23 protein-coding genes and 1 tRNA gene are annotated in these 24,144 nt (G+C 70.5%); 21 read left to right on the forward strand and 3 right to left on the reverse strand.

Annotated features, from left to right (window positions below; translation table 11 throughout):
- The first annotated feature begins 5 nt into the window (after positions 1–5).
- The 5 genes from ACZ55A_RS19285 to ssuE all read left to right on the forward strand — a co-directional run bounded on the left by ACZ55A_RS19285 (position 6) and on the right by ssuE (position 4,776).
- Positions 6–863 carry a sulfurtransferase gene (locus tag ACZ55A_RS19285; protein WP_468841299.1) on the forward strand — a complete coding sequence of 286 codons (858 nt, stop codon included), beginning with the start codon at positions 6–8 and terminating at the stop codon, positions 861–863.
- Positions 864–951: 88 nt separating this feature from the next.
- On the forward strand, positions 952–1,770 hold the full coding sequence (locus ACZ55A_RS19290; protein ID WP_468841301.1) for an SDR family NAD(P)-dependent oxidoreductase: 819 nt from the start codon (positions 952–954) through the stop codon (positions 1,768–1,770).
- 75 nt (positions 1,771–1,845) lie between these two features.
- Positions 1,846–3,204 carry an aminotransferase class V-fold PLP-dependent enzyme gene (locus ACZ55A_RS19295; protein WP_468841303.1) on the forward strand — a complete coding sequence of 453 codons (1,359 nt, stop codon included), beginning with the start codon at positions 1,846–1,848 and terminating at the stop codon, positions 3,202–3,204.
- 41 nt (positions 3,205–3,245) lie between these two features.
- Positions 3,246–4,136, forward strand: a complete 891-nt coding sequence (locus tag ACZ55A_RS19300) for an LLM class flavin-dependent oxidoreductase (protein WP_468841305.1) — start codon at positions 3,246–3,248, stop codon at positions 4,134–4,136.
- Positions 4,137–4,209: 73 nt separating this feature from the next.
- The gene (gene ssuE / locus ACZ55A_RS19305; protein WP_468841307.1) at positions 4,210–4,776 is read left to right on the forward strand and encodes an NADPH-dependent FMN reductase; all 567 of its coding nucleotides are present in this window, start codon (positions 4,210–4,212) and stop codon (positions 4,774–4,776) included.
- A 45-nt stretch (positions 4,777–4,821) separates the two neighbouring features.
- On the opposite strand, the gene ACZ55A_RS19310 is transcribed toward ssuE, so the two are convergent.
- Positions 4,822–5,217: an ATP-binding protein gene (locus ACZ55A_RS19310; protein WP_468841309.1), complete on the reverse strand. Its 396-nt coding sequence runs from the start codon at positions 5,215–5,217 to the stop codon at positions 4,822–4,824.
- Between the two features lie 219 nt (positions 5,218–5,436).
- On the opposite strand from ACZ55A_RS19310, the gene ACZ55A_RS19315 reads away from it, so the two are divergent.
- Both ACZ55A_RS19315 and ACZ55A_RS19320 read left to right on the forward strand, forming a co-directional pair.
- On the forward strand, positions 5,437–6,267 hold the full coding sequence (locus ACZ55A_RS19315) for a helix-turn-helix domain-containing protein (protein WP_468841311.1): 831 nt from the start codon (positions 5,437–5,439) through the stop codon (positions 6,265–6,267).
- The gene (locus ACZ55A_RS19320; protein WP_468841313.1) at positions 6,264–6,470 is read left to right on the forward strand and encodes a DUF397 domain-containing protein; all 207 of its coding nucleotides are present in this window, start codon (positions 6,264–6,266) and stop codon (positions 6,468–6,470) included. Before ACZ55A_RS19315 ends, ACZ55A_RS19320 begins: the two co-directional genes overlap by 4 nt.
- Before the next feature lie 90 nt (positions 6,471–6,560).
- Here ACZ55A_RS19320 and ACZ55A_RS19325 read toward each other — a convergent pair whose 3' ends face one another.
- A complete protein-coding gene (locus ACZ55A_RS19325; RefSeq protein WP_468841315.1) occupies positions 6,561–7,376 on the reverse strand; it encodes a DUF4231 domain-containing protein in 816 nt (271 codons plus the stop codon).
- 125 nt (positions 7,377–7,501) lie between these two features.
- Positions 7,502–7,573, reverse strand: a tRNA-Arg gene (locus ACZ55A_RS19330).
- A gap of 256 nt (positions 7,574–7,829) precedes the next feature.
- Here ACZ55A_RS19330 and ACZ55A_RS19335 point away from each other — a divergent pair.
- The 14 genes from ACZ55A_RS19335 to ACZ55A_RS19400 all read left to right on the forward strand — a co-directional run bounded on the left by ACZ55A_RS19335 (position 7,830) and on the right by ACZ55A_RS19400 (position 24,113).
- Positions 7,830–8,369 (forward strand): response regulator, encoded by a 540-nt coding sequence (locus tag ACZ55A_RS19335; protein WP_468841317.1) that lies wholly within the window; start codon positions 7,830–7,832, stop codon positions 8,367–8,369.
- Between the two features lie 145 nt (positions 8,370–8,514).
- Entirely contained in the window at positions 8,515–9,546 is a 1,032-nt protein-coding gene (gene nrtL, locus ACZ55A_RS19340) for an ArgS-related anticodon-binding protein NrtL (RefSeq protein WP_468841319.1), read from the forward strand.
- A gap of 25 nt (positions 9,547–9,571) precedes the next feature.
- Positions 9,572–10,963, forward strand: a complete 1,392-nt coding sequence (gene lysA / locus ACZ55A_RS19345) for a diaminopimelate decarboxylase (RefSeq protein ID WP_468841321.1) — start codon at positions 9,572–9,574, stop codon at positions 10,961–10,963.
- A gap of 136 nt (positions 10,964–11,099) precedes the next feature.
- Positions 11,100–12,392 carry a homoserine dehydrogenase gene (locus ACZ55A_RS19350; RefSeq protein ID WP_468841323.1) on the forward strand — a complete coding sequence of 431 codons (1,293 nt, stop codon included), beginning with the start codon at positions 11,100–11,102 and terminating at the stop codon, positions 12,390–12,392.
- Between the two features lie 8 nt (positions 12,393–12,400).
- A complete protein-coding gene (thrC, locus tag ACZ55A_RS19355) occupies positions 12,401–13,486 on the forward strand; it encodes a threonine synthase (protein ID WP_468841325.1) in 1,086 nt (361 codons plus the stop codon).
- Between the two features lie 343 nt (positions 13,487–13,829).
- The gene (gene thrB / locus ACZ55A_RS19360) at positions 13,830–14,747 is read left to right on the forward strand and encodes a homoserine kinase (protein ID WP_468841327.1); all 918 of its coding nucleotides are present in this window, start codon (positions 13,830–13,832) and stop codon (positions 14,745–14,747) included.
- Positions 14,748–15,110: 363 nt separating this feature from the next.
- Positions 15,111–17,147, forward strand: a complete 2,037-nt coding sequence (rho, locus tag ACZ55A_RS19365) for a transcription termination factor Rho (RefSeq protein ID WP_468841329.1) — start codon at positions 15,111–15,113, stop codon at positions 17,145–17,147.
- A gap of 406 nt (positions 17,148–17,553) precedes the next feature.
- Positions 17,554–18,675, forward strand: coding sequence for an LCP family protein (locus tag ACZ55A_RS19370; RefSeq protein ID WP_468841331.1), 1,122 nt, complete (start codon positions 17,554–17,556; stop codon positions 18,673–18,675).
- A gap of 152 nt (positions 18,676–18,827) precedes the next feature.
- Positions 18,828–19,052: a 50S ribosomal protein L31 gene (gene rpmE / locus ACZ55A_RS19375; RefSeq protein WP_468841333.1), complete on the forward strand. Its 225-nt coding sequence runs from the start codon at positions 18,828–18,830 to the stop codon at positions 19,050–19,052.
- Positions 19,053–19,200: 148 nt separating this feature from the next.
- Positions 19,201–20,280, forward strand: a complete 1,080-nt coding sequence (gene prfA / locus ACZ55A_RS19380) for a peptide chain release factor 1 (protein WP_468841335.1) — start codon at positions 19,201–19,203, stop codon at positions 20,278–20,280.
- A 98-nt stretch (positions 20,281–20,378) separates the two neighbouring features.
- Entirely contained in the window at positions 20,379–21,224 is an 846-nt protein-coding gene (prmC, locus tag ACZ55A_RS19385) for a peptide chain release factor N(5)-glutamine methyltransferase (RefSeq protein WP_069571963.1), read from the forward strand.
- Positions 21,225–21,276: 52 nt separating this feature from the next.
- Positions 21,277–21,924, forward strand: a complete 648-nt coding sequence (locus tag ACZ55A_RS19390) for an L-threonylcarbamoyladenylate synthase (protein WP_468841337.1) — start codon at positions 21,277–21,279, stop codon at positions 21,922–21,924.
- The gene (locus tag ACZ55A_RS19395; protein ID WP_468841339.1) at positions 21,924–22,607 is read left to right on the forward strand and encodes an arsenate reductase/protein-tyrosine-phosphatase family protein; all 684 of its coding nucleotides are present in this window, start codon (positions 21,924–21,926) and stop codon (positions 22,605–22,607) included. The genes ACZ55A_RS19390 and ACZ55A_RS19395 overlap by 1 nt, the downstream gene beginning before the upstream one ends.
- 117 nt (positions 22,608–22,724) lie before the next feature.
- A complete protein-coding gene (locus ACZ55A_RS19400) occupies positions 22,725–24,113 on the forward strand; it encodes a serine hydroxymethyltransferase (protein ID WP_468841341.1) in 1,389 nt (462 codons plus the stop codon).
- The last annotated feature ends 31 nt before the right edge of the window (positions 24,114–24,144 follow it).

Below are 24,144 nucleotides of genomic sequence, written 5' to 3' on the forward strand. Positions count from 1 at the left end.
GAACCATGGGTCGGGAATCCGCACTGGTCACGGGGGAGTGGGCCGAGAGCCACCTCGCCACGGAGCATGTGGTGTTCGTCGAAACCGGCAACGAGGACGCCGACTACCGCAAGGGCCATGTCCCCGGCGCGGTCTGGATCGGCTGGAGTGCCTTCCAGGACGAGGTCGAACTGGGCGTCATCGGCCGGGCGAGGTTCGCACGTCTGCTGCGCACCAAGGGCATCGCCGCCGACGACACCGTCGTCATCTACTCGGCAAACTCCAACCTCCTCGCCGCACTCGTCTACTGGTACTTCACGCTCTACGGCCACCGCTCGGTGAAACTGCTGGACGGCGGCCGCCGGAAATGGGAGCTCGACGCCCGCCCAATGGATTCGCAGACACCGCACCGCCCGGCAACGGATTACCGGGCCAAGGAACCGGACGCCTCGGTCCGGGCCCTGCGCGACGATGTCCTCGCCGCCCTCGGCAACCAGAACATCGTCGACGTCCGCACCCCCGAGGAATTCTCCGGACAGATCTTCGCGCCCGGTTTCGCCGGTGAGGCATTCGCCCCCGGAAACAACCCCCATGAGGTCGCCCAGCGGTCCGGCCACATCCCCGGTGCGGTCAACCTCCCCTGGGAGGCGGTCGTCAACGCGGACGACACCTTCAAGTCCGACGCGGAGCTCACCGAGCTCTACACCGCACTGGACCCCGGCGCCGGCACCGTCACGTACTGCTGGGTCGGCGCCCGGTCGGCACACACCTGGTTCGTGCTGCGCGAGCTGCTGGGCCGTCCGGACGTCAAGAACTACGACGGATCCTGGGCCGAATACGGGTCCTTGATCGGCGTACCGGTCGAACGCGGCAGCACCGCCTGACCCACCCGGCAACCCGCGCAGCAACCACCCGTCACCTCTTCCCGAAAGGAGCGGGGTCCGCCCCCCGAGGGCGCACCCGATCACCCCCATGAGCAACAGCACTCAGGCATCGTCCGCCGACCGCACCGCAGACCGCACCGCAAACCCGCGTCGCCTGCACGGCAAGGTCGCCCTGGTGACCGGCGCCAGCTCCGGCATCGGTGAAGCCGCCGCCAAGGCACTGGCCTTACAGGGCGCGAGCGTCGTCCTGGCGGCCCGGCGGACCGCCGAACTCGACCGGGTCGCCGGCGAGATCAACGCTGCCGGCGGCGCCGCGCTCACCGTACGCACCGATGTGACGGTGGACGACGACCTCCGCAACGCGGTGCGCACCGCCGAGGACCACTTCGGCGGACTCGACATCGCCTTCAACAACGCCGGCGCCCTCGGATCCATGGGCCGGGTCGCCGAGCAGAAGCCCGAGGCCTGGACCGCGGACCTGAACACCGTCCTGACCAGCGTGTTCCTCTCCATGAGGCATGAGCTCGCCGCCATGGAGCGCCGCGGCGGCGGGGTGATCGTCAACAACGCCTCCCAACTGGGCGTGGTGGGTTTCGGCGGCGGCATCAGCGCCTACGTGGCCGGCAAGCACGGCGTGATCGGCCTGACCAAGGCCGCCGCCCTCGAATACGCCCCCCAGAACATCCGGATCAACGCCCTCGCCCTGGCCTCCGTGGACACCCCCATGTACCGCTCCTCCGTGGGCGCGAGCGAGGAGGCGACCGCACACTTCGTCGGGCTGCACCCGCTCGGCCGGATCGCCAGCGCCGAGGAGGCCGCGTCGGCCGTGGCCTACCTCGCCGGTGACGAGGCGGGCTTCTTCACCGGCTCCGTCCTGGTCATGGACGGCGGATGGACCGCGCAGTGACGCGGGCACCCAGGGCCGTACGCGCCGAGCCGCAGCGGCCATGACGAGGAGACCCCGGAGACCAAGGAGACCGGCGTGCTGACCGAACCCCTCCCGGCCACCGGAGCCGGCCGCCTCCCGGCGGTGGTCGGCGCCGGTCTGCGGGTGCCGCTGGTGACCGGACAGCGGGTGCCCTACGCCAACTTGGACCACGCGGCGAGCACCCCGTGCCTGGCCGCGGTGCAGCAGGCGGTGGACCGGCTGCTGCCCTGGTACAGCAGCGTGCACCGCGGCGCCGGCTTCACCTCCCAGATGTCCACGCTCGCCTACGAGCGGGCCAGGACGGCCGTCCGGCGGTTCACCGGCGCACCACCGGACGCCACGGTGCTCTTCACCCGCAACACCACCGACGCGCTCAACCTGCTCGGCCAGGCACTGCCACCGGACACCACGGTCTTCCGGTTCTCCACCGAGCACCACGCCGCCCTGCTGCCCTGGCGCGGCGCCCGGGTGTGCCGGCTCGGCATACCGGCCGACGCCGCGGACGCGGTCCGGCGGCTCACCAAGGCCCTGGCCGACGCCCCGAAAGGGCCCCGGCTGGTGGTGATCACCGCGGCCTCCAACGTCACCGGCGAGCTGTGGCCGGTGCCCGAACTCGCCGCGACGGCCGCCGCCCACGGCGCCCGTACGGTGCTCGACGCCGCCCAGTTCGCCGCCCACCGTCCGCTCGACCTCGCCGGCTGGGGCGTGAACTGGGCGGCGCTGTCCGGGCACAAGATGTACGCCCCGTTCGGCGCCGGCGCCCTGGTGGGGACCGGCGACTGGCTGACCACCGCCGGGCCCTACCTGGCCGGCGGCGGGGCGACCGCGCGGGTCGCCGAGGAGGCGGGGGAGGAGCACATCACCTGGGCGGGCCTGCCCCAGCGGCACGAGGCCGGCTCCCCGAACGTGGTCGGCGCCCACGCCATGGCGGTCGCCTGCGACACCCTCACCACCGCCGGCTGGGACGCGATCACCGCCCACGAGCAGGCCCTGGCCGCCCGGCTGCGCGGCGGACTGGCCGCCATCCCCGGCGTACGCCAACTCAACCTCTGGGACGCGGAACACCCCCGGGTAGGCGTCATCTCCTTCACCGTCACCCACCTCCAGGGTGAACCCGCCGACCAGCAACTGGTCGCCACCGCACTCGCCGCGGAGCACGGCATCGGCATCCGGCACGGGGCCTTCTGCGCACATCAGGCCGTGCACGCCCTGCTGAGCGGCACCGGAGGACCCGATCCCGACCGCGCCCTGCGGGCCAGCATCGGCCTCGGCACCACCGCCGGACATATCGACCGCCTGCTGACGGCGCTGGATGATCTGGTGCACAACGGTCCACGATGGTCCTACCGACAGCCCGCGGACGGCTGGACGCCCGTCCCCGACCCCCGGCCGCTGCCCGACTTCCTCACCTGACATCCACCCCGTTCGCCTGCCCGACAAGGGAGTTCCGCCCAGTGTCACCCTCCGCTGCCACCCGCAGGTTCGGCGTCATGCTCTACCCCGACCAGCCGATCCCGGTCCTCGTCGAACGCCTCAGGTGGCTGGAGAGCCTCGGCTTCGACCAGGTCTTCCTCCCCGACCACAGCGCGGACCTCCGCAACCGGGGCAACACCTGGTTCGACAGCTGGACGGTGCTCGCCGCGGCCGCCCTCGGCACCCGGCACATCGGCCTGGGCACCCTCGTGGCGAACCAGATCCTCCGCCCGCCCGCCCAACTGGCCAAGCAGGCGATCGCCCTCGACCACCTCTCCGGCGGCCGCTTCGAACTGGGCATCGGCGCCGGCATCTTCCCCTTCGACCACCTCAGCGTCGGCGAACTGCCCTGGTCGCCCAAGGAACGCGCGGAACGGTTCGCCGACTACATGGCGATCGTCGACGGCATCCTGCGCGAACGCGACGGCACCTTCAGCTACACCGGCCGCCGTCTCTGGGTGAAGGACGTCGCCACCTTCCCCGCCTCACTCCGGTCCCCCCGCCTGCCGCTCACCGTCGGCGGCCAGTCACCCACCCTGCTCCGGACCGCGGCCGAACGCGCCGACACCTGGAACACCCACGGCCCGCCCGGCGCCACGGCCCAGGAGGTCCTGGACATCACCGCCGAACAGAACCTCACGGTCGACCGCCACGCCCTCGCCGCCGGCCGCGACCCCTCCCACATCCGCCGCTCGTACACCCTCTTCGGCCCCTGGGACCCCCGCCACACCCGCCACACCTACGAGGAGATCTTCGAACGCTTCGGCAAGGCCGGCGTACAGGACTTCGTCCTCGACTGGCCGGGCGCCGCCCACACCGAGGAGTTCGAACGAGTGGCCCGCGAGGTGATCCCGCCCCTCCGCACCAACTGACCGCAGCCGCCCCCGACTTCCCCCACGACACAGGAACGCCCACGACACATCAACCACCTCAGAAGGTCCCCGAATGGCCACCATCCTGTCCGTCTCCGGAAGCCCCTCCGCCACCTCGCGCACCGCCCGGCTGCTGCGCCACCTGGACGCCCGTCTCACCACCCACGGCCACCACACCATCCCCCTGGACGTCCGCACCCTCCCGGCCGACGCCCTCCTCGGCGCCGACCCCCACCACCCGGCGATAGCCGAAGCAGCGGCCCTCTTCAAAAGCGCGGACGGCGTGGTCATCGGCACCCCCGTCTACAAGGCCGCCTACTCCGGCCTCCTCAAGGCCCTCCTGGACCTGCTCCCCCAGTACGCCCTGGCGGACAAGACCGTCCTCCCCCTGGCCACCGGCGGCAGCACCGCCCACGTCCTGGCCATCGACTACGCCCTGCGCCCCGTCCTCACCGCCATGGGCGCGACCCACGTGGTCCAGGGCTGGTTCACCCTGGACAAGGACATCACCCTCCACCACGACGGCACCCTCACCCTCCCCCCGTCCGCCGCCGACCCCCTCCACCAGGTCGTCGACCACTTCTCGGCGGCGGTGGGGGCACGGGCGGCGATGCTGACGGGTACGGGCCTGGGGGCGTAACCGGGCACCCGGGCACCCGTGCTTCAGGAGCAGCCGCCGCTCCCCTCAGAGGTCAATCTCGGCCCACACGGTCTTGCCGGGACCGCCGAGGCGCGGGGCGACCGCCCAGCGAGTGGCGAGCGCGGCGACGAGGACCAGCCCGTGGCCGGACTCGGCGCCGTAGGACGGGGCGGCGCGAAGGGGCCGCCGCTCGGCACGGGTATCCGACACCTCGATGCGGAGCATGGCAGCCGCGACGGGACCAGGGGCAGCAGTCAGACGAAGGTGGAAGTCCCGCCCGGGCACATGGCCGTGCCGGACGGCATTCGAGGTGAGTTCGGCGGCGATCAGGGTCACCGCCTCGTTGGCGGCCGAGGCGTACGGATACCCCCACTCATCGAGCCGGTGCGAGACGAGCCGCCGGGCGAGCCGGGCGCCACGCGGGGTGGAGGTGAACCGCATGGTGAATTCGTATGCAGTGACGGCCCGTTGGGGCATTTCCTCGGAACGGGAAGATGCGCTGTTCATAGGCCCTACGCTCCCGCCGGGACATACCGTTGACGAGCGGTGACGCGCTGACTGCGGCGCGTTGTACGTGCCGGCGCGGCGCTTGTACGTCGCGGGCGACGTGACCGCGCGGAAGGCGATGCGTTGACCCAGGATCGGGGAGGTGCCGGGGTCATGGACGACGAGGTTCAGCGGGCGGATCACGAGGCCGGGACGGGCATCCTGTGCGTCTTCGGCCGCCAGATGAAACGGCTACGGGAATGGGCGGGCCTGGACCGGGCCGAGTTCGGCTCGCGGACGGGCTACTCACCGGCCACCATCGCCTCGTTCGAGCAGGGCAGGCGCATCCCACCGCCGAAATTCATCGACAAGGCCGACGAGGTACTGGGCGCGCACGGGGTCCTGTCCGAGATGAAGGAGGAGGTGGCCCGGGCGCAGTACCCGGCGTTCTTCCGCGATGCGGCGCGGCTGGAGACGACGGCCGTCGAACTGCATGTGTACGCGACGAAGGCCGTGCCGGGGCTCTTGCAGACCGAGGAGTACGCAAGGGCCGTATTCGCGATGTGGCGCCCCCTGTTGGACGAGGACACCATCGAGCAGCGGGTCGCAGCGCGCCTGGCCCGACAGGCGATCTTCACTCGGACACCGCTGCCTACCATCAGCTTCGTCATCGAGGAGCCGGTCCTGCGGCGCCCTCTGGGGGGACGGACGGTCATGCGAGGCCAGCTGGAGCAGATCCTGCTGCACGGCCAGCGTCGCAACGTCGAGATTCAGGTGATGCCAACCGAGCGCGAGGAACACGCCGGTCTGGAAGGACCCTTCACCTTGATCGAAACACGGGAGGGGCGGAGGATCGCCTACGTGGAGGCGTACAAGGACAGTCGTCTGCACACAGAGCGGCAGTCGGTCCGGGAAATGGAAGAGCAGTACGGCATTCTCAGGGCCCAGTCGCTCACTCCGCGCGAATCACTGGCTTTCGTTGAGAAGTTGCTGGGAGAAGCATGAACGTTGATGAGTGGGCCGTACGCGAGCCGGCCTGGCACAAGAGCAGTTACAGCACTGGCTCGGGCGGCGAATGCATCGAGGTCGCGGCTGGTGCCAGCTCCGTCCATGTCCGTGACTCGAAGGACATAACGCGGCCCGCGCTGGCCGTCAGCTCCACCGCCTGGACCGAGTTCGTCGGGTTCGTAGCGAGGCGGGACGCCTGACGCGGGCTGGATCATCAGCCGTATCAGAGGAGCTGAGCGGGCCGCGTGGCACGGCCCGCTCAGCCGTATCTGCAAGAAAGCGGACGGCTCTCAGACAGCAGGCTGGGTGCGCTGCTGGGGCGTGGCCTCGGGAGGCTGTTCCAGCTGGAGTTCCTTCTTCCGCTGCTCTTCCCGGATCCTCTCAATTTCCTCTGCGAACTGCGCTGAGGCCTCCTCGGGAGAGAGATTTTTGTAGCGCCTGATCCGCAAGGTATAGGCCTGGACTTCCAGGTCCATGGAGTCGGCGGTTTGTTGCAGGTTGAGGCTGCGTTCGCGGAATTTGAAGTAAGCGATGATTCCGGCCGAAATGCTGACGAGCGCACTGATGCCCACGGCGATCCAGCTCCACACGCCTTGCTCGGCTGACGCGGTAGTGCTGACCGAGGTGAGGATGGACCCAACGATGACCGTGAGCTGGAAGATATTGTGCCGGCCTCGATACTTCTCTGCGCTGCGCCGGTACTCGTCCCGGAAGCGCGGGACCGACTCGTAGTAGGCGTGGAAGGCATTCGGAAGCTTGCGCGCCCCCGCTTCCCTGGCCTGGAGGGCGATCCTCTCCGCTTCCAGTTTACGGAGCTGCACTTCGGTGGTGCGTATCTGCGTCCTGTGCCAGTTCCACCAGTAAATGGAACCCAGGGTGGATGCCAGGAAGGCAGCCCCTCCGAAGAAAATGAGCAATCCCCGCCCTCCGCCGGCGGGGGACCAGTCTCCAAGAATGTTCCACGTGATCACACCGCCGGCGATCAGTGGATTTCCCAGCAGCATCCACAAGAGAGTGAATCTCTTGATGAACTGGTGCTCCGTAATTTTGGCTTCGTACTCAATAATGCGCTGATCAACTGACAGTGCAGTTGACGGTGTCGTCACGCGCCCCCCAAATTGGCTCAGTGCTGAGAGCGACAAAAGAGCCGGATCCAGTGGGACTGGATCCGGCTCTTGAAGTCTGGCACTTCAGCGGGACAGCGGCTTGATCACGCTGATCCGGCTTTCTGTGCCCCCGGCAGGATTCGAACCTGCGCACACGGCTCCGGAGGCCGTTGCTCTATCCCCTGAGCTACGGGGGCGTTGCCGCTGTTCGTTGCGGCGACGGGTAGAACCCTACCAGCTCTGATGGGGTGTTCATGAACAGGTTTCGCGGGAGGTGGGGGAGGGGCGGAAGGGGGTGGCCGGGGCGGGCCGGACGGGAGGTGCCGGGGCGGCCCTACCGCATGGGGCGTCGCGGTCGGCGGGGGTCGGGGAAAGGTCCCCCGCATGGGGGCGGAAGTGGGTAAAACCGGGACGGCACCGCAGGTAGGCCCCTAGTCTCATGGTGTGCCTGGCTTGTCCGGTCGGATCCTTGTTGTCGATGACAACAAGGTGATCCGGCAGTTGATCAGGGTCAATCTCGAGCTGGAGGGCTTCGAGGTCGTGACCGCGGCTGATGGTGCCGAGTGTCTGGACGTCGTGCACCACGTAAGACCCGATGTCGTGACCCTTGATGTGGTGATGCCGCGGCTCAGCGGACTGCACACCGCGGCGCGGCTGCGCTCCGATCCCCGGACGTGGGACATCCCGATCGCCATCGTCAGCGCGTGCACCCAGGGCGAGGTCGACAACGGCGAATCGGTGGGGGTGGACGCGTTCCTCGCGAAGCCCTTCGAGCCTGCCGAGCTGGTGCGGACGGTGGGGAAGCTGGTGCGCGAGGGCCGGCAGCGGGGGCGCGGGTCCGAGGGCGGGGCCAGGAGCGAAGTCGGGAAGGAAGTCGGGAAGGACGAAGGCGCCGGGGGCGAGGACGGGGAGAGCGACCGGGGCGCGACGGGGATGGTGGACGCGGGCGGGGAGGCGGGCCCGGTGGCCCGGCCCGGGGCCGACCGGAGATGAGCTGGGGTTTCTGCTCCGGTGAGCGGTTGTTCCGCTCGTGCGCCGGAGGCCGGAGCGGCCGGGCCGGGGCCGGCAGGGGCGGGGAAGTGTCCACAGGGCGAAACCGGGTCGCATGGCTGCCCCTGGTCTCCCATACGCTTGTCCCGTGACCCCCGCCGAGCTCTCCCGCACCGTTCTGCGCTCCGTGCGTGGTGCCGTTGAGGAGCAGGAGCTCTCCGTGCCCGTGCCGGCGCGGATCGTGGTGCAGCCTCCGCCGCGGCCCGGGTGCGGGGACTACGCCTCCAATGTGGCGCTGCAACTCGCCAAGCCGGCGGGCCGGCCGGCCCGTGAGGTCGCCGAGATTCTGCGCAAGCGGCTGGCCGGCAGTCCCGGGATCTCCCGCGTGGAGATCGCCGGGCCCGGCTTTCTGAACTTCACGCTGGGGGACGGGGCGCTGGTGGCGCTCGTACGGGAGGTACTGGCGCAGGGCGCGGCGTACGGGGACCGCAGTGCGGCGGCGGACGGCCCGGCCGCCGTGGGTTCCCCGGCCGGTCCGGGGGCCAGGGAAGTGGTCGTCGCCGAGGCGCTGGCACGGATCGACCAGGCGGCCGGAGGCGTCGGCGGACGGTCCGACGGCCACCCCGTCCTCGCCCCCGCGCCCCACGATCTCGCCACCCTCACCGCCCGTCTGGGCCGCGACGAGGCCCGCTGGGTTCTGCTGCGGCCCGCCGCCCATGACCCGGTACGGGTGCCCGAGCGCCCCGTGCAGCGGGAGAGCAACCCGCGGTTCCGGGTGCAGTACGCGTACGCCCGGAGCCGGGCGCTGGTGCGCAATGCGCGGGACCTGGGGTTTGTGAGTGCGGTGGGGGAGATGGGGGAGCTGGGAGGGCTGGGGGGCCCGACGGCCCACCGGGACGTGGGCGAGCATGTGCTCCAGGAACTGCGCATCCTCCTCGCCGGCTACCCCTCCGCAATCGAAAGCGCCGCGCGGCTACGGGCACCGGACCGGGTGGTGCGGCATCTGGAGGCCACGGCGGACGCGTTCTTCCGGTGGCACGACCTCTTTCCGCCGTTGCCCGTCGGGGAGCAGAAACCCTTGGCCGTGCACCGCGCCCGGCTGGCCCTTGCCGAGGCCGCCGGAACGGTGCTCGCCAACGGCCTGCGTCTGCTCGGCATCTCCGCTCCCGAACACCTCTGAAAGACCTTGAGGGGACCCCACTGTCATGAGTCGTTCCGCGCATCCCGCAGGGCCCCGGCACGCCGATGTGCTGCCCGAGGGGCATTACGCCGGGCCGCCCGCCGACCTCAACACCCTTGACCCGCGCGTCTGGTCCCGTACGGTCCGGCGCAATGCCGACGGTGTGGTCACCGTCGGCGGGCTCGACGTCGCCTCGCTGGCCGAGGAGTTCGGCACCCCGGCGTACTTCCTGGACGAGGAGGACTTCCGGGCGCGCTGCCGGGCCTGGAAGGACGCCTTCGGGCCGGGCGCCGATGTCTTCTACGCCGGGAAGGCCTTCCTGTCCCGGGCCATCGTGCGGTGGCTGCACGAGGAAGGGCTGAATCTCGACGTCTGCTCCGGCGGCGAGCTGGCGACCGCGCTGGGGGCGGGGATGCCCGCCGAACGGATCGCCCTGCACGGCAACAACAAGAGCACCGAGGAGATCACCCGGGCCGTGGAGGCCGGGGTGGGGCGGATCGTGCTCGATTCGTTCCAGGAGATCGTCCGGGTCGCGCATATCGCGGCGAAGCTCGGTAAGCGGCAGCGCGTGCAGATCCGGGTGACGGTCGGTGTCGAGGCGCATACCCATGAATTCATCGCGACCGCCCACGAGGACCAGAAGTTCGGCATCGCGCTGGCGGACGGGCAGGCGGCCGAGGCGGTACGCCGCGCCCTGAAGCTGGACGGGCTGGAACTCATCGGTATTCACAGCCATATCGGGTCGCAGATCTTCGACATGGCGGGCTTCGAGGTCTCCGCCCGCCGCGTGGTGCAGCTGCTGACCGAGGTGCGCGACGAGCACGGCATCGAGCTGCCGGAGATCGACCTCGGTGGCGGGCTCGGCATCGCGTACACCTCGGAGGACGATCCGCGCGAGCCGCACGAGATCGCCAAGGCGCTGAGCGAGATCGTGAGCAAGGAGTGCGCGGCGGCCGGGCTGCGCATGCCGCGGCTGTCGGTCGAGCCGGGCCGGGCGATCGTGGGGCCGACGGCCTTCACGCTCTACGAGGTCGGCACGGTCAAGGAGCTGGAGGGGCTGCGGACCTATGTGTCCGTGGACGGGGGGATGTCGGACAACATCCGTACCGCCCTGTACGACGCGGAGTACAGCGTGGCACTGGTCTCGCGGACGTCCGACGCCGAGCCGATGCTCTCGCGGGTGGTCGGCAAGCACTGTGAGAGCGGTGACATCGTCGTCCGCGACGCCTTCCTGCCGGCCGATGTGGCGCCGGGGGATCTGCTCGCGGTACCGGCCACCGGTGCGTACTGCCGTTCCATGGCGAGCAACTACAACCATGCGCTGCGGCCCCCGGTCGTAGCGGTCAAGGACGGCGAGGCCAGGGTGATCGTCCGGCGTGAGACGGAGGAAGATCTCCTGCGGCTGGATGTCGGGTAGGACCGGATCGCCGGGGCCCGGCCCCGGATGAAATAAATGTCTCGGTATCCGGACGACGGACGGAAACTGCCGTCCGGTGCGTGAGACTGGTGCAAGAGCAAGCTGAAATCGCTGATCGATGAGAAGCAGAGGTCGAATGATGCGTACGCGTCCGCTGAAGGTGGCGCTCCTGGGCTGTGGTGTGGTCGGCTCAGAGGTGGCACGCATCATGACGACGCACGCGGACGACCTCACGGCCCGTATCGGCGCGCCGGTGGAGCTCGCCGGGATCGCGGTACGCCGCCCCGACAAGGTGCGCGACGGCGTCCCGGCCGAGCTGGTCACCACCGATGCGACCGCGCTCGTCAAACGCGGTGACATCGATGTGGTGATCGAGGTCATCGGCGGTATCGAGCCGGCCCGTACGCTCATCACCACCGCTTTCGAGCACGGCGCGAGCGTGGTTTCGGCCAACAAGGCGCTGGTGGCGGCCGATGGCGCGGCGCTGCACGCGGCGGCCGAGGCCAACGACGCCGACCTGTACTACGAGGCGGCCGTCGCGGGGGCGATCCCGCTGGTGCGGCCGCTGCGCGAGTCGCTGGCCGGTGACAAGGTCAACCGGGTCCTCGGCATCGTCAACGGGACCACCAACTTCATCCTCGACAAGATGGATTCGACCGGCGCCGGCTACAGCGAGGCGCTGGACGAGGCGACCGCGCTGGGCTACGCCGAGGCCGACCCGACCGCCGATGTCGAGGGGTTCGACGCCGCCGCCAAGGCCGCGATCCTGGCCGGTATCGCCTTCCACACCCGGGTGACCATCGACGATGTGCACCGCGAGGGGCTGACCGAGGTCACCGCGGCCGATATCGCCTCGGCCAAGCGGATGGGCTGCACCGTCAAGCTGCTGGCCATCTGCGAGCGGGCCGCGGACGGCGCCTCGGTCACCGCGCGGGTGCACCCCGCCATGATTCCGCTGACGCATCCGCTGGCCTCCGTCCGCGAGGCGTACAACGCGGTCTTCATCGAGGCCGACGCGGCCGGTCAGCTGATGTTCTACGGACCGGGTGCCGGCGGCGCGCCCACCGCCTCCGCGGTCCTCGGCGACCTCGTCGCGGTCTGCCGCAACAAGCTCGCCGGGGCCACCGGACCGGGAGAATCCGCGTACACCGCCCTGCCCGTCAGCCCCATGGGCGAGGTCGTCACGCGGTACCACATCAGTCTCGACGTGGCCGACAAGCCCGGCGTTCTTGCGCAGGTCGCGACGGTCTTCGCCGAACACGGCGTATCGATCGATACGGTCCGTCAGCAGGGCAAGGACGGCGAGGCCTCCCTCGTCGTCGTCACCCACCGGGCGGCCGACGCGGCGCTGTCGTCGACCGTCGGGGCACTGCGCGAGCTGGACACCGTCCGCGGTGTCGCCAGCATCATGCGGGTCGAAGGGGAGTAAAGGAACCCATGTCTGCCAATTCCACCGTGACCAAGACAAGCAGTCAGTGGCGCGGAATCATCGAGGAATACCGTGACCGGCTTCCGGTCAGCGACACGACCGAGGTCGTCACCCTCCGGGAGGGCGGCACTCCCCTCGTACCGGCCCAGGTGCTGTCCGAGCGCACCGGCTGTGAGGTGCATCTCAAGGTCGAGGGTGCCAACCCCACCGGCTCCTTCAAGGACCGGGGCATGACGATGGCCATCACGCGCGCCAAGGAGGAGGGCGCCAAGGCCGTCATCTGCGCCTCCACCGGCAACACCTCCGCCTCGGCCGCCGCCTACGCGGTCCGGGCCGGGATGGTCTGCGCCGTGCTCGTCCCGCAGGGCAAGATCGCGCTCGGCAAGATGGGCCAGGCGCTGGTGCATGGCGCGAAGATTCTCCAGATCGACGGAAATTTCGACGACTGTCTGACGCTGGCCCGTGGCCTGTCCGACAACTACCCCGTCGCACTTGTGAACTCCGTCAACCCGGTGCGCATCGAGGGCCAGAAGACCGCGGCCTTCGAAATCGTCGACATGCTCGGCGACGCGCCCGACATCCATGTGCTGCCGGTCGGCAACGCCGGCAACATCACCGCGTACTGGAAGGGCTACGGGGAGTACGCGGCCGACGGTATCGCCACCCACACGCCGCGCATGTGGGGCTTCCAGGCCTCCGGCAGCGCGCCGCTCGTGCGCGGTGAGGTGGTCAAGGACCCGACGACCATCGCCACCGCGATCCGGATCGGCAACCCCGCCTCGTGGGCCAACGCCGAGCGGGCACGGGACGAGTCCGGCGGCTTCATCGATGACGTGACCGACCGTCAAATCCTGGCCGCGTACCGGCTGTTGGCCGCGCAGGAGGGCGTCTTCGTGGAGCCCGCCTCGGCCGCTTCGGTGGCCGGTCTGCTCAAGGCCGCCGAGGAGGGCAAGGTCGACCCCGGCCAGCGCATCGTCTGCACGGTCACCGGCAACGGCCTCAAGGACCCGGACTGGGCGGTGGCCGGTGCGCCGCAGCCGGTGACGGTCCCGATCGACGCGGACGCCGCCGCCGAGCGCCTCGGCCTCGCCTAGGCAAGCCCCGCCGTAGGCGCTGACCTGCGCTTACGGCATACGGTGACGGGGCGTCCGGCGTCCCGTCACCGTCCGCACAGCAAACTGTGCAAAGGCCTGCAAAGCCCGAAGAAGGCAGCATCGGGGCACGGTAAGGCGCGCGACACGCATCGTGCGCCTCCTGTGCGCCCTATGTCGCGACAGAACCTTCCTTCGATAGGCTGGCAGCCAACTCCCCTCCCCACGGCATAACGCAGTGGTGTTCAGGGCAGGTCAGAACAGACCCCACGAGCCGGCCGGGCACCTCGGTGCCGCGGCGCCCTGGGGCAGTACCGCAGCATCAATCAAGGAGAGTCATCGAGCGATGGCCGGTCCCGCGTTCCGCGCCGCCGCCGTCCGGGTGCGCACCCCCGCTACCAGCGCCAATCTCGGTCCCGGCTTCGATGCCCTGGGTCTTTCCCTGGGCCTGTACGACGATGTCGTGGTGCGCGTCGCCGACTCCGGGCTGCACATCGACATCGCAGGTGAGGGCGCCGAGACCCTGCCGCGCGACGAGAGCCACCTGCTCGTACGGTCGATGCGCGCCGCCTTCGACCTGCTCGGCGGCCAGCCGCGCGGCCTGGAAATCGTCTGCGCCAACCGCATCCCGCACGGCCGCGGCCTGGGCTCCTCGTCGGCCGCCATCTGCGCGGGCATCGTCGCCGCCCGCGCCGTGACCATAGGCGGCGAGCAGAAGCTCGACGACACCGCACTGCTGGAGCTGGCCACCGAGATCGAGGGCCACCCCGACAATGTCGCCGCCTGTCTGCTGGGCGGCTTCACGCTCGCCTGGATGGACACCGGAACCGCGCGGGCGATCCGGATGGATCCCGCCGATTCCATCGTTCCGGTGGTCTTCGTGCCCGGAAAGCCGGTGCTCACCGAGACCGCCCGCGGACTGCTGCCGCGCACCGTCCCGCATGTGGACGCCGCGGCCAACGCCGGCCGCGCCGCACTGCTCGTCGAGGCCCTGACCAGGCGCCCCGAGCTGCTGCTGGCCGCGACCGAGGACCGACTTCACCAGGAATACCGCGCCCCCGCGATGCCGGAGAGTGTGGCCCTGGTGAACCGACTGCGCGCGGACGGCGTCCCCGCGGTCGTATCCGGTGCGGGCCCCACGGTGCTCGCACTGGTCGAGGACGCGGCGGCCGAGAAGGTCGCGGCACTGGCGGGAGAGGGGTGGGCCGCCAACCGGCTGACCCTCGATGCCGCGGGGGCCTGTGTACTGCCGCTCGCCGGGTGATCGACGATTGCCGGTCTTGGAGAGGGGGAATGTTTGTTGGATCCGGTAGTGTTAACCTCAAGTGAGTACGAGACGCCGCAGTGGCGCTGTGCTTCGTGTCCCCATTCGGGACCACCTTTCTTCCGGGAGCCTCCCAGACTGCTTGGAGCAGTTGCCTGAGCAGAGGCGAGCATGCTCCGGAATCGGCGTGACGACATGGGTCACCTTGCATCTCTTCGCGCCGGAATCATGAACTGATCTCTCCGCCACTTCCGGCGGGACCACCGCCCCGGCCCCGGTCCGCAAGACCTAAGGACCCAGCCGGACAGCACAACCGGTCGCCGAGCCAGACAGGCCGACGCCCGCTCCAGGGAAGGACCCTTCGTGAGCGACACCACCGATCTGATGGGCGCGCGCACCGATGGCAGTGCCACCACGCCCGCCACGGACGCTCCCGCCGCGCCCGCAACCACGCGGCGCCGCCGTTCCGGCACCGGCCTTGACGGCATGGTCCTGGCAGAGCTCCAGCAGGTCGCCTCCGGCCTCGGTATCAAGGGCACCGCGCGGATGCGCAAGAGCCAGCTGATCGAGGTCATCAAGGAGCGCCAGGCCGGAGGCTCGGGCACCGCAGCCAAGGCCGACGCGCCCGCCGACACCGAGACCAAGCCCAAGCGCCGTACGACCTCCAAGGCCCGCACCGGCGACGAGGGCGCGGAGCCGGCCGCCAAGGCCGACAAGGCCGAGCGCGGCGCCAAGGCCGACAAGGCCGCGGACAAGGCCGGCGCCCAGCAGCAGATCGACATCCCCGGTCAGCCGGTCAGCGACGAGCAGCCGGCCGGTGAGCGTCGCCGCCGCCGCGCCACCGCCGCCGCGGGTGCCCCCGAGGCCGCGGGCGACCTCAAGACCGACACCAGGGTCGAGGCGAAGACCGAGGTCAAGGCCGACGCCAAGACCGACACCGCGGTCTCCCCGCAGGAGACCGGCGAGGGCCGGCCCGGCAAGGGCGAGCGCCAGGACCGCGGCGACCGCCAGGACCGCGGGCAGAAGGGCGACCGCGGTGAGCGGCGTCAGCGTGACCGCGGCGACCGCGGCGGCCGTAAGGGCGACGCGGGCGACGGCGGTCAGGGCGGCCAGGGCGGACAGCGCCAGCGCGACCGCCGGGATGACGACGACGACTTCGAGGGCGGCCGTCGCGGCCGTCGCGGCCGCTACCGCGACCGCCGGGGCCGTCGCGGGGGCCGCGAGGACTTCGGCAACGAGCCGCAGGTGTCCGAGGACGATGTGCTGATCCCGGTCGCGGGCATCCTCGACATCCTCGACAACTACGCGTTCATCCGGACCTCCGGCTACCTGCCCGGTCCGAACGACGTGTACGTCTCGCTCGCCCAGGTCCGCAAGAACGGCCTGCGCAAGGGTGACCACGTCACCGGTGCGGTCCGCCAGCCCAAGGACGGCGAGCGGCGCGAGAAGTTCAACGCGCTGGTGCGCCTCGACACGGTCAACAGCGTGGCGCCCGAACAGGGCCGCGGGCGGCCGGAGTTCGGCAAGCTGACGCCGCTCTACCCGCAGGAGCGACTGCGGCTGGAGAGCGAGCCGGGCGCGCTGACGCCGCGGATCATCGACCTCGTCGCGCCGATCGGCAAGGGCCAGCGTGGTCTGATCGTCTCGCCGCCGAAGGCCGGCAAGACCATGATCATGCAGTCGATCGCCAACGCGATCACCCGCAACAACCCCGAGTGCCACCTGATGGTCGTCCTCGTGGACGAGCGTCCTGAAGAGGTCACCGACATGCAGCGGTCGGTCAAGGGCGAGGTCATCTCCTCGACCTTCGACCGCCCGGCCGAGGACCACACCACCGTCGCCGAGCTCGCCATCGAGCGCGCCAAGCGCCTGGTGGAACTGGGCCACGACGTGGTCGTCCTGCTGGACTCGATCACCCGACTGGGCCGTGCGTACAACCTCGCCGCCCCGGCGTCGGGCCGCATCCTGTCCGGTGGTGTCGACTCCACGGCGCTCTACCCGCCGAAGAAGTTCTTCGGTGCGGCGCGCAACATCGAGGACGGCGGTTCGCTGACCATCCTGGCCACCGCGCTGGTCGAGACCGGCTCGCGGATGGACGAGGTGATCTTCGAGGAGTTCAAGGGCACCGGCAACATGGAGCTCAAGCTCGACCGGAAGCTCGCCGACAAGCGCATCTTCCCGGCGGTGGACGTGGACGCGTCCGGTACCCGTAAGGAAGAGATCCTGATGGGCAGCGACGAGCTGGCCATCGTCTGGAAGCTGCGCCGGGTGCTGCACGCCCTGGACCAGCAGCAGGCCATCGAGCTGCTGCTGGACAAGATGAAGCAGACCAAGTCCAACGCGGAGTTCCTGCTCCAGATCCAGAAGACGACGCCGACCGCGGGCAACGGCAACGACTGACGCCCGCAGCCCGCGTCCTGGCACCGTTCAGGAAGCCCCCCTCGCCCTTACGGGTGAGGGGGGCTTTGCGCTGGGTGCCCCGTACGGCGGTGTGCCGCGGCCGGGTGATCTGTGAGCTGCGCCGCCCGGTGCCAGGCGGTACCGCTGCCCTGTTTGAGACCTTCCGCACAGATCCGTAACGGACGCAACGTTTCGGCCATGGCCGAAAACAGGACGAACGTCCTGGTGAGAGGGGCGTAGGTCCCGCGCCGCCGTCGGCCGCCGCCGCTGATTTCTAAGAAGTTGCTCATCACTCGCTGTGCAACCCTTCCCGTCAGCCTCCCGTCTGACAAGGAGCAACGAGCCGTGACGGCACGCAGCACGGTGGCGGCGAGGGGCAGCCGAGCGAACAAGGACTGAGGAGCAGATGGCGGACAGCAACGGGACCGCGACGGCCGAAAGCCGCGCTCGCGGCATACGTGCCACGGGCCGCCGGCGCAAGGCACCCAGCCGGCGCCGCAGGGCCGTGACCATCACCGTGTGCGCGCTGACCAGCGCCGTACTGCTCGGTGGTGCGGGACTCGGATACGTCTACTTCAAGCTCAACGGCAACCTGAAGGGCGTCGACATCAACGCCGCCCTCGGCCACGACCGGCCCACCAACGTCGACAACGGCTCGATGGACATCCTCGTCATGGGGTCCGACTCCCGCGCCGGCAAGAACGGCGAGTACGGCAGGGACGAGGGCGGGGCGCGCTCCGACACCGCGATGATGGTGCACGTCTACAAGGGCCACAAGAAGGCCAGCGTCGTCAGCATTCCGCGCGACACCCTGGTCACCCGGCCCGACTGCACCAACAACGGCAAGAACGTCCCCGGTGACCGGCGGGCGATGTTCAACACCGCGTTCGAGGTCGGCGGACCGGCCTGTGCGGTCAAGACCGTCGAGTCGATCAGCGGGATCCGGATGGACCACTTCATCGAGGTCGACTTCACCGGCTTCAAGAAGCTCATCGACGCGCTGGGCGGGGTGAGCATCACCACCAGCAAGGCGATCGACGACAACAGCAGCCATCTGCACCTCCAGCCCGGCAAGCACATCCTCAACGGCGAGCAGTCGCTCGGCCTGGTGCGGACCCGGCACGGAGTCCCCGGCGGCGACGGCAGCGACCTCGGCCGCATCCAGCTCCAGCAGACGTTCCTCAAGGCCCTGATGAACCAGGTCAAGAACGTCGGGGTGCTCACCAACCCCGCCAAGCTCTACGACATCGCCGACACGGCCACCAAGGCCATCACCACCGACACCGACCTCAACTCGGTCAGCGAGCTCACCGGACTGGCCAAGAGCCTGGGCTCCATCGGGTCGGAGAACATCAACATGGTGACGCTGCCGGTCACCTACGACACCGCCAACCCCGACCGCGTGGTGCCGCTGACCCGGCAGAGCAAGCAGGTCTGGGACGCGCTGCAGAAGGACCAGGACATCCCCAAGGCGGCGATCAAGGGCTCGGCCGGCGACAAGGGCGGCACCGACAACTACGTCAAGTAACGGCGGGGCCGCCGCGGACCGCCGGGAATAGTTGCGCCGGTACCCCGGTTTTGGGAGATACGGCTAGTCCTGGCAGACTGGACCGTCGGCCCCGGTTCACGTGACGCAACCCGCGACACGACCCGGTGCACTCCCGAACCTAGGAGAATCCCTTGAAGCGCGACATCCACCCGGAGTACGTCGAGACCCAGGTCAGCTGCACCTGTGGCGCGTCCTTCACCACCCGCAGCACCGTTGCCGGCGGCAGCATCCGTGCCGACATCTGCTCCGAGTGCCACCCGTTCTACACCGGCAAGCAGAAGATCATGGACACGGGCGGCCGCGTGGCCCGCTTCGAGGCCCGCTTCGGCAAGGCCGCCGGGTCCGCCAAGAAGTAGCGACCCGAAAGGCGCCGGCATCCGGTCGCCCCTGCGCAGGGGCGACCGGGCCGGCGTCTTTGTCGTCCAGGCCTCCCGTCATCCGGCCGGGGGCAGGGGATGCCCCCCCGCGGTAGACACAGTCAGCCAGCCAGCAGAGGAACCCACGATGTTCGAGGCGGTCGAAGAACTGATCGGCGAGCACGCCGATCTCGAGAAGCGGCTGGCCGACCCCGCGGTCCACGCCGACCAGCGCGAGGCCATGCGGCTCAACAAGCGCTACGCCGAGCTGACCCCGATCATCGCGACGTACCGCGACTGGAAGCAGACCGGCGACGACATGGAGACCGCGCGCGAATTCGCCGCGGACGACCCGGACTTCGCCGACGAGGTCAAGGAGCTCGACGCCCGGCGCGAGGAGCTGACCGAGAAGCTGCGGCTGCTGCTCGTCCCGCGCGACCCCAGCGACGACAAGGACGTCATCCTCGAGGTCAAGGCCGGTGAGGGCGGCGAGGAGTCCGCGCTGTTCGCCGGCGACCTGCTGCGGATGTACCTGCGCTACGCCGAGCGGGTCGGCTGGAAGACCGAGATCCTGGACGCCAACGAGTCCGACCTCGGCGGCTACAAGGACGTCCAGGTCGCGGTGAAGACCAAGGGCGGGGGCGGCGCCACCGAGCCCGGCCAGGGCGTCTGGGCGCGGCTGAAGTACGAGGGCGGGGTGCACCGCGTCCAGCGCGTGCCCGCCACCGAGTCGCAGGGCCGTATCCACACCTCCGCGGCCGGTGTGCTGGTCACGCCCGAGGCCGAGGAGGTCGAGGTGGAGATCCAGGCCAACGACCTGCGGATCGACGTCTACCGCTCCTCGGGGCCCGGCGGCCAGTCCGTCAACACCACCGACTCCGCGGTCCGTATCACCCACCTGCCCACCGGCATCGTCGTCTCCTGCCAGAACGAGAAGAGCCAGTTGCAGAACAAGGAGCAGGCGATGCGCATCCTGCGCTCCCGGCTGCTGGCCGCCGCCCAGGAAGAGGCCGAGCGCGAGGCGTCCGACGCCCGGCGCAGCCAGGTCCGCACGGTCGACCGCTCCGAGCGCATCCGTACGTACAACTTCCCGGAAAACCGCATCTCGGACCACCGGGTCGGCTTCAAGGCGTACAACTTGGACCAGGTGCTCGACGGCGAGCTCGACCCGGTCATCCAGGCGTGCGTCGACGCCGACTCGGCCGCCAAGCTCGCCGCCGCCCAGTAAGCCCGCAACACCCGTACGTACCGGCTGGAGACCGCATCCCCGGGGGACAACCCCCGGGCCCCGGCCAAGGAAGACGCAGCGCACCAGGAGGAAGGCCCGTGAACCTGCTGCTCGCCGAGGTGGCCCAGGCCACCCAGCGGCTGGCCGACGCCGGTGTGCCCTCACCCCGCTTCGACGCCGAGGAGCTCGCCGCGCATGTGCACGGCGTCAAGCGGAGCCAGCTGCACACGGTCCCCGACGCGGACTTCGACGCCCGCTACTGGGAGGCCATCGCCCGCCGCGAGGCCCGTGAGCCGCTTCAGCACATCACCGGCCGGGCGTTCTTCCGCTACCTCGAACTCCACGTCGGTCCTGGGGTGTTCGTGCCCCGCCCGGAGACCGAGTCGGTGGTCGGCTGGGCGATAGACGCGGTACGGGCGATGGACGTCGTCGAGCCGCTGATCGTCGACCTGTGCACCGGCTCCGGGGCGATCGCCCTGGCGCTGGCCCAGGAGGTGCCGCGCTCGCGGGTGCACGCCGTGGAGCTGTCCGAAGAGGCCCTGGACTACGCCCGCAAGAACGTCGAGGGGTCCCGCGTCGTTCTCCATCACGGCGATGCGCTGACCGCGCTTCCCGAACTGGACGGGCAGGTCGACCTGGTCGTCTCCAACCCGCCGTACATCCCGCTGACCGAGTGGGAGTACGTCGCCCCCGAGGCGCGCGACCACGACCCCGAGCTGGCGCTGTTCTCGGGCCAGGACGGCCTGGACACCATCCGTGGCATCGAGCGGACCGCACACCGCCTGCTGCGGCCCGGTGGCGTGGTCGTCATCGAGCACGCCGACACCCAGGGCGGACAGGTGCCGTGGATCTTCACCGAAGAGCGGGGCTGGGCCGACGCGGCCGACCACCCCGACCTCAACAACAGGCCCCGTTTCGCCACCGCGCGCCGGGCGACGCCATGACGACCGCCGCCCCGAATCACCCCCCAACCGTTCGGCACCAGGAGGACCGCTAATGGCACGGCGATACGACTGCAGCGACGCGACCGACCGCGCCACCGGTCTGCGCGAGGCCGCCTCGGCCGTCCGCCGCGGTGAGCTGGTCGTGCTGCCGACCGACACCGTCTACGGCATCGGCGCGGACGCCTTCAGCGCCGAGGCCGTCGCCGATCTGCTGGAGGCCAAGGGCCGCGGCCGCGGGATGCCCTCCCCGGTGCTCGTCGGGTCGCCCAACACCCTGCACGGCCTGGTCACCGACTTCTCCGAGCAGGCCTGGGAGCTGGTCGACGCCTTCTGGCCCGGCGCCCTCACCCTCGTCGCCAAGCACCAGCCGTCGCTGACCTGGGACCTCGGCGAGACCCGGGGCACGGTGGCCGTACGGATGCCGCTGCACCCGGTCGCCATCGAGCTGCTGACCGAGTTCGGCCCGATGGCCGTCTCCAGCGCCAACCTGACCGGCCACCCCTCCCCGCAGGACTGCGACGCCGCACAGGAGATGCTGGGCGACTCGGTCTCCGTCTACCTCGACGGGGGCCCGACGCCCGCCGCCGTGCCGTCCTCGATCGTCGACGTCACCGGCCAGGTCCCCGTGCTGCTGCGGGAAGGCGCGATCAGCGCCGAGGAGCTGCGCAAGGTGGTACCCGAGCTCGAGGTGGCCAATTGATGGCGCCCCTGGGGCGTGGCATAGCAGGACCCGGCGACGACAACCCCCTTCCCCCCGCGTCCCCCTCACCCCTCTTCCGGATCCTCCACGTCAGCACCGGCAACGTGTGCCGCTCGCCGATCACCGAGCGGCTGCACCGCCATGCCCTGGAGCTGCGGCTCGGCGGGGCGCACAGCGGGGGACTGGTCGTGGAGAGCGCCGGCACCTGGGGCCATGAAGGCGCCCCGATGGAGGCGCACGCCGCGACGGTGCTCACGGACTACGGCGCCGACCCGGCCGGGTTCCTCGGCCGGGAGCTGCTGGACGAGCACGTCATCCGGGCCGACCTGGTGCTCACCGCCACCCGCGACCACCGTGCCCAGGTCATCTCGATGGGGCACTCCGCGGGGCTGCGCACCTTCACGCTCAAGGAGTTCAACCGGCTGGTGCGGGCCATAGACCCCGCCACGCTGCCCGAGCCCGACCCGGCCCTCCCGGACGGCGGGCTGGTCGAGCGGGCCCGGGCGCTGGTGGGTGCCGCCGCGGCGCTGCGCGGCTGGCTGCTGGCGCCCAACCCGGAGTCCGACGAGGTCTACGACCCCTACGGCGCCCCGATCACCTTCTTCCGCTCCATCGGCGACGAGATCAACCAGGCGCTGGACCCCGTCGTCACGGCCCTGACGGGGGTCCCGGCGCGGGCGTAGCGGGCCGCCCGGGGGCGGGTGCGGCCCCCGTGGCCCCCGGAAGGACCGCACACCGCGCCCGATCGCTGCCGCGCGCCTACATTGGGACTACGTCCCGTACGAGGCCCGGAGCCAGCGATGCCCGCCACCACCGCGTCACACCGCAGCGAATCCGCGGCCGGCCGTGTACCGGCCGCCGAGTCCGCCGCCGGCCCCGGAGCCGGTGTGCCCGAGACGATCGAGGACCGGGCCAGGGCCGCCGCCCGCGAAGGCCTCAGCCACCCGGCAGGCGCGCCGGACTTCGCCGCGCTGCTGCGCCAGGACCCGGAGATCGCCGGCGTACTGCTCGGCGAGAGCGCCCGGCAGAGCGACGGGCTCCAGCTGATCGCCGCGGAGAACTTCACCTCACCGGCCGTACTGGCCGCCCTCGGCTCCCTGCTGGGCAATAAATACGCCGAGGGCTATCCGGGCGCCCGGCACCACGGCGGCTGCGAGATCGTCGACCTCGCCGAGCGGATCGCGGTGGAGCGCGCCAAGGCCCTTTTCGGCGCCGAACACGCCAACGTCCAGGCCCACTCCGGGTCTTCGGCCGTACTGGCCGCCTACGCCGCCCTGCTGCGCCCTGGTGACACCGTGCTGGCCATGTCCCTGCCGCACGGCGGGCACCTCACCCACGGATCGCCCGCCAACTTCTCCGGCCGCTGGTTCGACTTCGTGGGCTACGGCGTCGACGAGGAGACCGGCCTGCTGGATTACGACGCGATCCGCGACCTGGCGCTCGCCCGCCGCCCCAAGGCGATCGTCTGCGGTTCGATCTCCTACCCCCGTCACCTCGACTACGCGGCCTTCCGCGATATCGCCGACGAGACCGGCGCTTACCTGATCGCGGACGTCGCGCACCCCCTCGGGCTGATCGCCGGGGGAGCGGCACCCAGCCCCGTCCCGTACGCCCATGTGGTGTGCGGCACCACCCACAAGGTGCTGCGCGGGCCGCGCGGCGGGCTGATCCTGTGCGGGGCGAAGCTGGCCGAGCGGATCGACCGTGCGGTGTTCCCGTTCACCCAGGGGGGTGCACAGATGAACTCGGTCGCCGCCAAGGCCGTTGCCTTCGCGGAGGCCGCCACGCCCGCCTTCGCCGCGTACGCCCACCAGGTCACCGCCAATGCCGGGGCGCTCGCCGAGGCGCTGGCCGGGCAGGGCCTGACGCTCACCACCGGCGGCACCGACACACATCTGATCACCGCCGACACCGCGCCCCTCGGACTGGACGCGCGCACCGCCCGGGGCCGGCTGGCGGCCGCCGGGATCGTGCTGGACACCTGCGCGCTGCCCTGCGCCGACGCGCCCGCGACCCGCCGGACCGGGATCCGGCTGGGCACCGCGGCGGTGACCACCCAGGGGATGGGCGAGGCCGAGATGCAGCAGGTCGCCGAGCTGATCGTGGCGGCGCTGCGGCAGGACGCCACGGCCCGCTCCAGGACCGTCGCTTTGGTCCACGGCTTTCCGCCTTATCCCGATCACGGATGAGGCCGGAACCGTACGCCGGCGCAGTGCGTCT

This window comes from Streptomyces sp. NPDC034111 (genome assembly GCF_055575375.1).

What these genes read in the sequence shown, in the direction of transcription:
- ACZ55A_RS19285 (WP_468841299.1), top strand. Translation starts at nt 6, where the DNA reads ATGGGTCGGGAATCCGCACTGGTCACGGGGGAGTGGGCCGAGAGCCAC.
- ACZ55A_RS19290 (WP_468841301.1), top strand. Translation starts at nt 952, where the DNA reads ATGAGCAACAGCACTCAGGCATCGTCCGCCGACCGCACCGCAGACCGC.
- ssuE (WP_468841307.1), top strand. Translation starts at nt 4,210, where the DNA reads ATGGCCACCATCCTGTCCGTCTCCGGAAGCCCCTCCGCCACCTCGCGC.
- ACZ55A_RS19310 (WP_468841309.1), bottom strand. Translation starts at nt 5,217, where the DNA reads ATGCGGTTCACCTCCACCCCGCGTGGCGCCCGGCTCGCCCGGCGGCTC.
- ACZ55A_RS19315 (WP_468841311.1), top strand. Translation starts at nt 5,437, where the DNA reads ATGGACGACGAGGTTCAGCGGGCGGATCACGAGGCCGGGACGGGCATC.
- ACZ55A_RS19320 (WP_468841313.1), top strand. Translation starts at nt 6,264, where the DNA reads ATGAACGTTGATGAGTGGGCCGTACGCGAGCCGGCCTGGCACAAGAGC.
- lysA (WP_468841321.1), top strand. Translation starts at nt 9,572, where the DNA reads ATGAGTCGTTCCGCGCATCCCGCAGGGCCCCGGCACGCCGATGTGCTG.
- ACZ55A_RS19350 (WP_468841323.1), top strand. Translation starts at nt 11,100, where the DNA reads ATGATGCGTACGCGTCCGCTGAAGGTGGCGCTCCTGGGCTGTGGTGTG.
- thrC (WP_468841325.1), top strand. Translation starts at nt 12,401, where the DNA reads ATGTCTGCCAATTCCACCGTGACCAAGACAAGCAGTCAGTGGCGCGGA.
- thrB (WP_468841327.1), top strand. Translation starts at nt 13,830, where the DNA reads ATGGCCGGTCCCGCGTTCCGCGCCGCCGCCGTCCGGGTGCGCACCCCC.
- ACZ55A_RS19370 (WP_468841331.1), top strand. Translation starts at nt 17,554, where the DNA reads ATGGCGGACAGCAACGGGACCGCGACGGCCGAAAGCCGCGCTCGCGGC.
- prfA (WP_468841335.1), top strand. Translation starts at nt 19,201, where the DNA reads ATGTTCGAGGCGGTCGAAGAACTGATCGGCGAGCACGCCGATCTCGAG.
- ACZ55A_RS19390 (WP_468841337.1), top strand. Translation starts at nt 21,277, where the DNA reads ATGGCACGGCGATACGACTGCAGCGACGCGACCGACCGCGCCACCGGT.
- ACZ55A_RS19395 (WP_468841339.1), top strand. Translation starts at nt 21,924, where the DNA reads ATGGCGCCCCTGGGGCGTGGCATAGCAGGACCCGGCGACGACAACCCC.
- ACZ55A_RS19400 (WP_468841341.1), top strand. Translation starts at nt 22,725, where the DNA reads ATGCCCGCCACCACCGCGTCACACCGCAGCGAATCCGCGGCCGGCCGT.